This is a genomic window from Streptomyces sp. NPDC031225 (assembly GCF_055570355.1).
In genome coordinates this window covers 141,272-150,186 of the sequence record NZ_JBVIHJ010000026.1, presented here as the reverse complement: position 1 = coordinate 150,186, position 8,915 = coordinate 141,272, and the positions used below count along the sequence as shown (strand labels likewise).

At 68.3% G+C, this 8,915-nt stretch carries 12 protein-coding genes; 2 read left to right on the top strand and 10 right to left on the bottom strand.

What is annotated here, in order from left to right; all coding sequences use genetic code 11:
- Positions 1–17 precede the first annotated feature (17 nt).
- Positions 18–755, bottom strand: a complete 738-nt coding sequence (rph, locus tag ACZ48Z_RS35610) for a ribonuclease PH (protein WP_468740043.1) — start codon at positions 753–755, stop codon at positions 18–20.
- Between the two features lie 85 nt (positions 756–840).
- The gene (locus ACZ48Z_RS35605) at positions 841–1,074 is read right to left on the bottom strand and encodes a PTS sugar transporter subunit IIB (protein ID WP_328747801.1); all 234 of its coding nucleotides are present in this window, start codon (positions 1,072–1,074) and stop codon (positions 841–843) included.
- 260 nt (positions 1,075–1,334) lie between these two features.
- On the opposite strand from ACZ48Z_RS35605, the gene ACZ48Z_RS35600 reads away from it, so the two are divergent.
- Complete coding sequence (locus ACZ48Z_RS35600; protein WP_468740042.1) at positions 1,335–2,642, top strand: PTS transporter subunit EIIC; 1,308 nt, start codon at positions 1,335–1,337, stop codon at positions 2,640–2,642.
- A 72-nt stretch (positions 2,643–2,714) separates the two neighbouring features.
- Here ACZ48Z_RS35600 and ACZ48Z_RS35595 read toward each other — a convergent pair whose 3' ends face one another.
- Positions 2,715–3,467 carry an MBL fold metallo-hydrolase gene (locus ACZ48Z_RS35595; RefSeq protein WP_468740041.1) on the bottom strand — a complete coding sequence of 251 codons (753 nt, stop codon included), beginning with the start codon at positions 3,465–3,467 and terminating at the stop codon, positions 2,715–2,717.
- Positions 3,468–3,701: 234 nt separating this feature from the next.
- On the opposite strand from ACZ48Z_RS35595, the gene ACZ48Z_RS35590 reads away from it, so the two are divergent.
- Positions 3,702–4,151 carry a type II toxin-antitoxin system PemK/MazF family toxin gene (locus ACZ48Z_RS35590; protein WP_468740040.1) on the top strand — a complete coding sequence of 150 codons (450 nt, stop codon included), beginning with the start codon at positions 3,702–3,704 and terminating at the stop codon, positions 4,149–4,151.
- A 20-nt stretch (positions 4,152–4,171) separates the two neighbouring features.
- On the opposite strand, the gene ACZ48Z_RS35585 is transcribed toward ACZ48Z_RS35590, so the two are convergent.
- The 7 genes from ACZ48Z_RS35585 to clpS form a co-directional block, all read right to left on the bottom strand.
- Positions 4,172–5,122: a PLP-dependent cysteine synthase family protein gene (locus ACZ48Z_RS35585; protein ID WP_468740039.1), complete on the bottom strand. Its 951-nt coding sequence runs from the start codon at positions 5,120–5,122 to the stop codon at positions 4,172–4,174.
- Positions 5,123–5,128: 6 nt separating this feature from the next.
- Positions 5,129–5,407 carry a MoaD/ThiS family protein gene (locus tag ACZ48Z_RS35580; protein WP_468740038.1) on the bottom strand — a complete coding sequence of 93 codons (279 nt, stop codon included), beginning with the start codon at positions 5,405–5,407 and terminating at the stop codon, positions 5,129–5,131.
- Positions 5,408–5,496: 89 nt separating this feature from the next.
- Positions 5,497–5,592, bottom strand: a complete 96-nt coding sequence (locus ACZ48Z_RS35575) for a putative leader peptide (RefSeq protein WP_020940333.1) — start codon at positions 5,590–5,592, stop codon at positions 5,497–5,499.
- Between the two features lie 79 nt (positions 5,593–5,671).
- Positions 5,672–6,094 (bottom strand): M67 family metallopeptidase, encoded by a 423-nt coding sequence (locus ACZ48Z_RS35570; protein WP_468740037.1) that lies wholly within the window; start codon positions 6,092–6,094, stop codon positions 5,672–5,674.
- 80 nt (positions 6,095–6,174) lie between these two features.
- Complete coding sequence (locus ACZ48Z_RS35565) at positions 6,175–7,614, bottom strand: amino acid permease (RefSeq protein ID WP_468740036.1); 1,440 nt, start codon at positions 7,612–7,614, stop codon at positions 6,175–6,177.
- A 321-nt stretch (positions 7,615–7,935) separates the two neighbouring features.
- Entirely contained in the window at positions 7,936–8,538 is a 603-nt protein-coding gene (locus ACZ48Z_RS35560; protein WP_468740035.1) for a DUF2017 domain-containing protein, read from the bottom strand.
- Positions 8,539–8,550: 12 nt separating this feature from the next.
- Positions 8,551–8,868, bottom strand: a complete 318-nt coding sequence (gene clpS / locus ACZ48Z_RS35555) for an ATP-dependent Clp protease adapter ClpS (RefSeq protein WP_020138980.1) — start codon at positions 8,866–8,868, stop codon at positions 8,551–8,553.
- Positions 8,869–8,915 lie beyond the last annotated feature (47 nt).

Genomic DNA, 8,915 nt, shown 5'->3' with positions numbered 1-8,915 from the left:
TTTCCTTGGCGTTCTCTTTACCTTTCGAGGACCGTGTCAAGTGCCTTGCTCTGCAGGGCGGCGAGTTCCGTGCAGCCCGATACGGCGAGGTCGAGGAGGGTGTTGAGTTCGTCGCGGGCGAAGGGTTCGGCTTCGGCGGTGCCCTGGACCTCGACGAAGCGGCCGTCGCCGGTGCAGACGACGTTCATGTCGGTGTCGGCCTTGACGTCCTCTTCGTAGCGGAGGTCGAGGAGGGGGACGCCGCCGACGATGCCGACGGACACCGCGGAGACCGTCCCTGTCAGCGGCTGGCGGCCGGCTTTGATCAGTTTCCTGCCCTGGGCCCAGGAGATGGCGTCGGCGAGTGCGACGTAGGCGCCGGTGATGGCTGCGGTGCGGGTGCCGCCGTCGGCCTGGAGGACGTCGCAGTCGAGGACGATGGTGTTCTCGCCGAGTGCCTTGTAGTCGATGACGGCGCGCAGGGACCGGCCGATGAGGCGGCTGATCTCGTGGGTGCGGCCGCCGATCCTGCCGCGGACGGATTCGCGGTCGCCGCGGGTGTTGGTGGCGCGGGGCAGCATGGAGTATTCGGCGGTGACCCAGCCCTCGCCGCTGCCTTTGCGCCAGCGGGGGACGCCTTCGGTGACGGAGGCGGTGCAGAAGACCTTGGTGTCGCCGAAGGAGACGAGGACGGAGCCTTCGGCGTGCTTGCTCCAGCCGCGTTCGATGGTGACCGGGCGGAGTTGTTCGGGGGTGCGGCCGTCGATTCGAGACATGGCGTTGAGCCTAGCGGGAGACGGGGATGCGGAAGGGGCCCCTCCCGGGATGGAAGGGGCCCCTTGGCCGGGATGGTCTCCGGCCTCACATGAGGTCTTCGATCTCCGCTGCGATCGGGTCGGCGTCGGTGCCGATGACGACCTGGATGGCGGTGCCCATCTTGACGACGCCGTGGGCGCCGGCGGCTTTCAGGGCGGCTTCGTCGACCTTGCTGGCGTCGACGACTTCGGTGCGCAGGCGGGTGATGCAGCCCTCGACCTCTTCGATGTTCTCGATGCCGCCGAGTCCGGCGACGATTTTCTCTGCCTTGGTGGCCATGTCGGTCTCCTCACGCACAGGTGGCCCAGCTTCGTGAGCGATTGCACGCCGTACGTACCGAAAGATGACGTCACAGCAACCCAATCGTCCGTTGCTGGTCTACACCACCTGACGGGCGGTCGCCAACCCTGGAGCCCACCCGGGGCCTGACAGGGCGTAGCTCTCCGGTTGCGGAACTGACGGGTTCCTTATAACGGCCCCATCGTGTACAACAGGTCTACACCACTGAGTGGTGTAGACCACCACCCGATGGAGGACGTATGAGCACCGCCACCGAGACGGCGGCCGCCCCCGCGAAGAAGCGGGGATCCGGCCTTTTCCAGGGCCTGCAGAAGGTCGGCCGCAGCCTGCAGTTGCCCATCGCCGTGTTGCCGGCGGCGGGCATCCTGCTGCGGCTGGGTCAGGCCGACTCCCAGGAGCGGTTCCACATACCCGCCGACGTGGCGAAGGTGTTCGCCGGGGCCGGCGGGGCACTGCTGGACAGCTCCTTCGGTCTGCCCCTGCTGTTCTGCATAGGCGTGGCCATCGGCTTCGCGAAGAAGTCCGACGGTTCCACGGCGCTGGCCGCGGTGGTCGGATTCCTCGCCTACTACGCGGTGATCCACCAGTACCCGATCAAGGACGGGCACGAGGGCGCCACCTACACGCCGACCGGACTCGGCGGGGGCTTCTGGCAGAAGGGCACCGAGGCCGCGCAGTCCGCGACCTTCCAGAACCCGGGCGTGCTCGGCGGCATCATCCTCGGTCTGCTGACGGCCGTGCTGTGGCAGCGCTACCACCGCAAGCGTCTCGTCGACTGGCTCGGCTTCTTCAACGGCCGTCGACTGGTCCCGATCATCACGGCCGCCGTCGGCACGGTTCTCGGTGTCCTGGTCGTCCTGGGCTGGGAGCCCGTCGGCAACGTGATCACCAACTTCGGCGAGTGGATGACCGGCCTCGGCTCCTTCGGCGCGGCCCTCTTCGGTCTGATCAACCGCGCGCTGATCCCGATCGGCATGCACCAGTTCGTCAACTCCGTGGCCTGGTTCCAGATCGGCGACTACACCAACTCCGCAGGCACCGTCTTCCACGGTGACCTGCCGCGCTTCTTCGGCGGCGACCCGACCGCCGGTATGTTCATGACCGGCTTCTTCCCGATCATGATGTTCGGTCTGCCCGCCGCCGCCCTCGCGATCGCGCACTCCGCCCGCCCCGAGCGCCGCAAGGCCGTGCTGGGCATGATGATGTCGATGGCCCTGACCTCGTTCTTCACGGGTGTCACCGAGCCGATCGAGTTCACGTTCATGTTCATCGCCCCCGTGCTCTACGCCATCCACGCGGTCCTCACCGCGGTCTCGATGGCGGTGACGTGGGCGCTGGGCATGCACATGGGCTTCAGCTTCTCGGCCGGCTTCATCGACGTCTTCATCAACTGGGGCATCTCCACCAAGCCCTGGCTGCTGATCCCGGTCGGCCTCGCCTTCGGCGCGATCTACTACGTCGTCTTCCGCTTCGCCATCGTCAAGTGGAACCTCCCCACCCCGGGCCGGGAGCCCGAGGAGGAGATCGAGGACCTCACCAAGGCGTAACCCCGGCGTGAAGGTACGACGAAGGCCCCCGGAGTCCTGAACCTCTCCGGGGGCCTTCGTCGTGCCGTCGGGCTAGATGTCGTACGACTGTCTCGGCGTCGCCAGGGACACCGGGCCGTCGAACGCCGCGCGGGCGTCGGCGAGGTTGACCTGGGGGTCGGTCCACGGGGGGATGTGGGTGAGGACCAGGCGGCGGGCGCCTGCCCGGGTCGCCGTCTCACCCGCCTCGCGGCCGTTGAGGTGCAGGTCGGGGATGTTCTCCTTGCCGTGCGTGAAGGCCGCCTCGCACAGGAACAGGTCGGTGTCGCGGGCGAGTTCGGTCAGGGCGGGGCTCAGACCGGTGTCGCCGGAGTAGGTCAGGGACGTGCCGCCGTGCTCGACGCGGATGCCGTACGCCTCCACGGGGTGGGCCACTCGCTCGGTGTGGACCGTGAAGGGGCCGATGTCGAAGGTGGACGGCTTGACCGTGTGGAAGTCGAAGACCTCGCTCATGGAGGAGGCCGTGGGGGTGTCGGCGTAGGCCGTGGTGAGGCGGTGTTCGGTGCCTTCGGGGCCGTAGACCGGGATGGGGTCGCAGCGGCCGCCGTCGTGGCGGTAGTAGCGCGCGACGAAGTACGCGCACATGTCGATGCAGTGGTCGGCGTGCAGATGGCTGAGGAAGATCGCGTCGAGGTCGTAGAGACCGCAGTGACGCTGCAGCTCGCCAAGGGCACCGTTGCCCATGTCGAGAAGCAGCCGGAAGCCGTCGGCCTCGACGAGGTAGCTCGAACAGGCCGATTCCGCGGACGGGAACGACCCCGAGCAGCCGACGACGGTGAGCTTCATGAAACAGAAACCTCCGCGGGCGGGACTTTTCTGGGAAGGAGAACGGGGGTCGTGCGGTTCGTCGAGCGTAAGGCGCAAAACCTCTGGTCGCTCCTCCGCCCAGGGCTGTTGTGGGCGAACTCACCTGTGGTGTCACCGGTTCGGCTGGTCCGGGGGCGCGGGTGGAGTGTGAGCAGGCTTACGGCTTGCGCAGAGGGCGCGCGGGGCTGATCGCGCGCCGGTAACGTCGTCCTCATGGACACGTCCTGGTGGCTCGCGCTCGCGGCGGTGGTACTGCTCGCGCTGGTCGCGACGCTCGTGGACGGGTGGGGACGGGGGCGTCGGCCCCGGGGGCGTGCGGACCGCACGACTCGCCCGGCCGGCCGTACGGGAGCGCGGCCGCGGCCCGCGGAGATCTGGTGGGCGAACGTGCCGTTCGAGGACGGGCCGGGCGGCAAGGACCGGCCCTGTCTGGTGCTCGCGGTGCGCGGGCGGCGGGCGACGGTCGCGAAGATCACCAGCAAGTACCACGACGAGCGGGCCGGGGTGATCCCGTTGCCGCCGGGTTCGGTGGGTGACGCGCAGGGGCGCGCGAGCTTCCTGGAGACGGACGAGCTGCGCCAGGTGCCGGTGGGGGACTTCCGGCGGCGGGCGGGTGTGGTGGACCCGGTCCTGTGGGACCAGGTCCGTCACCTGGCGACCTAGTGGAGCGGTGACCTGGCAGGTCACGCCCAGAGCTGGCCCTGGAGCGTCTCGATCGCTTCCTCCGTGGTGGCGGCCGTGTAGACGCCGGTCGAGAGGTACTTCCAGCCGCCGTCGGCCACGACGAAGACGATGTCGGCGGACTCCCCCGCCTTCACCGCCTTGTTGCCGACGCCGATCGCCGCGTGCAGGGCGGCGCCCGTGGAGACGCCCGCGAAGATGCCCTCCTGCTGGAGGAGTTCGCGGGTGCGGGTGACCGCGTCGGCGGAGCCGACCGAGAAGCGGGTGGTCAGCACCGACGCGTCGTACAGCTCCGGTACGAAGCCCTCGTCGAGGTTGCGCAGGCCGTACACCAGGTCGTCGTAGCGCGGTTCGGCGGCGACGATCCTGACGTCCGGCCGGTGCTCGCGGAGGTAGCGGCCGACGCCCATCAGGGTGCCGGTGGTGCCGAGGCCCGCGACGAAGTGGGTGATGGAGGGGAGGTCGGCGAGGATCTCCGGGCCCGTGGTCGCGTAGTGCGCGCCGGCGTTGTCCGGGTTGCCGTACTGGTAGAGCATCACCCAGTCGGGGTGCTCGGCGGAGAGCTCCTTGGCGACCCGTACGGCGGTGTTGGAGCCGCCCGCGGCGGGGGACGGGATGATCTCGGCGCCCCACATGCCGAGGAGCTCGCGGCGCTCATGGGACGTGTTCTCGGGCATCACGCAGACCATGCGGTAGCCCTTGAGCTTGGCCGCCATGGCGAGCGAGATGCCGGTGTTGCCCGAGGTCGGCTCCAGGATGGTGCAGCCGGGGGTCAGGCGGCCGTCCTTCTCCGCCTGCTCGATCATGTGCAGGGCGGGACGGTCCTTGACCGAGCCGGTGGGGTTGCGGTCCTCCAGCTTCGCCCAGATGCGGACGTCGGCGGACGGCGAGAGCCGCGGCAGGCGCACCAGAGGGGTGTTGCCCACCGCGGCCAGCGGGGAGTCGTAACGCATCGACGATCAGGCCATGCCGCCGGCCACGGCCGGCAGGATCGTGACGTTGTCGCCGTCGGTGAGCTTGGTGTTGATGCCGTCGAGGAAGCGGACGTCCTCGTCGTTGAGGTAGACGTTGACGAAGCGGCGCAGCTCGCCGCCGTCCACGATGCGGGCCTGGACGCCCGCGTGCCGGGTCTCGAGGTCGCTGAAGAGCTCGGCGAGCGTGGTCCCGTTGCCCTCCACCGCCTTCTGGCCGTCGGTGTAGGTGCGGAGGATGGTCGGGATGCGGACCTCGATGGCCATGGTGGCGGGCTCCTGTCGGAAAGTGGTCTGGTCGGTGGGCGCACGACGGACGCACGCCGCGGCTCACGGCCGTACGGCGGCAGGGAAGGTCAACAGATGGCGCTGTTCAGCCTGCACAGGTCGACGTGCAGCCGCGCCACGAGCAGGATGCCCGGCGTCTTCTCGCTCACGTCGTTCAGAACCATGGGCTCATCGTATCGATTCCCGGCCCGGGTCCCGGAGTGTGATCTCGCATACTGGATGGTTTCGGACCGGATCGCGAGATCAGTAGGCCTCGACGACCGTGACCTCCTCCTCCGTGACCCCGCCTTCCACGATCCGGTACGAGCGGAACTGGAAGTCCCCGAGGCCGTCGGTGTCCGCGGTGGACACCAGGACGTAGTGGGCGCCGGGCTCGTTGGCGTAGGAGATGTCGGTGCGGGAGGGGTAGGCCTCGGTCGCGGTGTGGGAGTGGTAGATGACCACCGGCTCCTCGTCGCGGTCGTCCATCTCGCGGTAGAGCTTGAGCAGGTCGCCGGAGTCGAACTCGTAGAACGTCGGCGACATGGCCGCGTTGAGCATGGGGATGAAACGCTCGGGGCGGTCCGACCCGGCCTGTCCCGCGACGACTCCGCACGCCTCGTCGGGGTGGTCCTTGCGCGCGTGCGCGACGATCTGGTCGACGAGGGCCTGGGTGATGGTCAGCATGCCGAAAAGGATAAGCAGAGGGCCGCCCCGTACCGGAGAACGGTACGGGGCGGCCCACATGCTGGACTTTGCCGGCCTTTCTAGCCCGCGACCTTCTCGAACTCCGGGTCCTGCCGGTCCGTGATCCCGGGGTTGCGGGACTTCAGCACGGCCCAGCCGATGCCGAGCGCCGCGGCCCAGCCGGCCATCACGTACAGACAGATCCTGGCGTCCGCGTCGTACGCGATCAGACAGGTCACGAAGAGCAGGAACACGATCGCGATGTACGAGCAGACCGAGCCGCCCGGCGCCGGGAACGAGGAGGCCGGCAGCCGGCCCGCGTCCACCGCGCGGCGGTACAGGACGTGGCTGACCAGGATCATCAGCCAGGTCCAGATGCCCGCCGCGGTGGCCACCGAGGTCACGTATCCGAAGGCCTTCTCGGGGACGACGTAGTTCAGGACCACGCCGATGCCCATGAAGAGGACGGAGACCGTGATGCCGAAGGCGGGCGTCTTCGTGGACGACAGCTTCCTGAAGACCGCCGGGGCCTCACCGCTGTCGGCCAGGTTCCGCAGCATGCGGCCGGTGGAGTACATGCCGGAGTTGCAGGAGGACAGGGCCGCGGTGAGGACGACGAAGTTGACGATGCCGGCGCCCGCCGGGATGCCGATCTTCGCGAAGGCCTCGACGAACGGCGAGACGCCCGGCGCGAACTCGGTCCACTTCACCACGCAGAGGATGACGGTGAGCGCGCCGACGTAGAACAGCGCGATCCGCCAGGGCAGGGTGTTGATCGCCTTGGGGAGGGTCTTCTCGGGGTTCTCGGACTCGCCCGCGGTGACGCCGACGAGCTCGACGGCGAGGTAGGCGAACATGACGCCCTGCAGGGTCATCAGGGACGAGCCGACGCCCTTGGGGAAGAAGCCGTCGAAGGCCCACAGGTTGGAGACGGCGGCGGTGTCGCCGGCCGAGCTGAAGCCGAAGGTGAGTACGCCGAGGCCGATGACGATCATGCCGATCAGGGCGGTGACCTTGACCATCGAGAACCAGAACTCGAGCTCGCCGAAGACCTTCACCGAGATCAGGTTGACCCCGAAGAGGACCACCAGGAACGTCAGCGCGGTCACCCACTGCGGTATGTGGGGGAACCAGTAGTTGACGTAGATCGCGGCGGCCGTGAGCTCGGCCATGCCGGTGACGACCCACATCAGCCAGTACGTCCAGCCGGTGAAGTAGCCGAAGAACGGGCCGAGGAATTCACGGGAGTACTCGGCGAAGGAGCCCGAGACCGGGCGGTAGAGCAGGAGCTCGCCGAGCGCCCGCATGATGAAGAAGACGATCACGCCGGCGAGGGCGTACATGAGGATGAGGCTGGGGCCGGCCTTGGCGATGTTCGCGCCGGCGCCGAGGAAGAGGCCGACGCCGATGGCGCCGCCGATCGCGATCATCTGGACCTGGCGGCTGCCGAGTCCGCGCTCGTACCCCTCTTCGGAGCTCTTCTCCGGGTCCGAGCCTGTGTCGACCTGAGCGGAGGTCATGAGTGTGGTGCGCCTTTCTCCATGCCGAACCGGGCCTCTGGTCGGCCTCGGATCGGCTTCGATCCCCCCGGATTGATGGAGTGGTGCCTGGCCGACGGTCGTCGGCTCGGTGGCGCACCCGGCCGAACATGCGGGTGGTGTTCGCCGGGCGGTCGTGCAGATTTATCACGGCCGCACGATGGATCACCCGGGTGAAATGTGGCGCAGAGCACAGGAAGAAGCGGACAAAAGGCGTCCGGGAAACGCGAATGCCGTCAGCGCGGTGACGTGATCGTTATCCGGATTTGAGCACCATCTGAGCGAACACGGAACCGCCACATCTCATGGCATAAGGGTGTTCACGAGGGTCTCCTGGAGGCCGCCCAGCCAGAGGTACGCCATCACCATGGGCTTGCGCGGGTCCTCGTCCGGCAGGCGGTACAGGAGGTCGGTGTCCTCCTCGTCGGTGATGTCGAGGCGCGAACCGATCGCGAGGCGCAGGTCGTTGAGGGCCCCGAGCCACTTCTGGGACTCGGCGGTGGACAGCTTGAGGACCGCCCCGCCCTCGCCGACGGCGTGCAGCGCGTCCAGGGAGCGGATCACCACGAGGGCGCTGTCGCGCTTGCCGGCGCGCAGGTCGTTCTCGGTGTAGCGGCGGAACTCCGAGGAGTACTCCCGCTGTTCCTCGGCCTCCTTGGCCTGCGGGGTGCCCTCGGGGTCGCCGTAGGCGTCCGGGAACAGGCGCCGCAGCACGGGATCGGAGGGCGGCTCGCTCGGTCCGTCCGCGAAGAGTTCGGCGAGCGGGTCGTCGGGGGCGTCCTCGGCTGGTCCGGGCCCGATGAGCTCCAGGAGCTGCACGGCCAGCGACCGGATGATGGAGATCTCGACGTCGTCGAGGGCGACGGCCGCGCCGCCGCCGGGAAGCGGTTCGAAGTGTCCGGGCATCAGTGGATATCGCTACTTCCGGTCCTGCTGGAGGGTGGCCCACAGGCCGTATCCGTGCATGGCCTGCACATCGCGTTCCATCTCCTCGCGGCTGCCGCTGGAGACGACCGCCCGGCCCTTGTGGTGGACGTCCATCATGAGCTTGGTGGCCTTGTCCTTCGAGTAGCCGAAGTACGTCTGGAAGACGTAGGTCACGTAGCTCATGAGGTTGACCGGGTCGTTGTGCACGATCGTGACCCAGGGGACGTCCGGCTCGGGTACGGCGAAGACCTCCTCCGCCGACTCGGTGCGTTCGATCTCTACGGGAGCGGGTGACGTCACACGGCCCATGCTGCCACGCACAGCATAAATCGTCACACTGACGCGAAGAGGGGTAG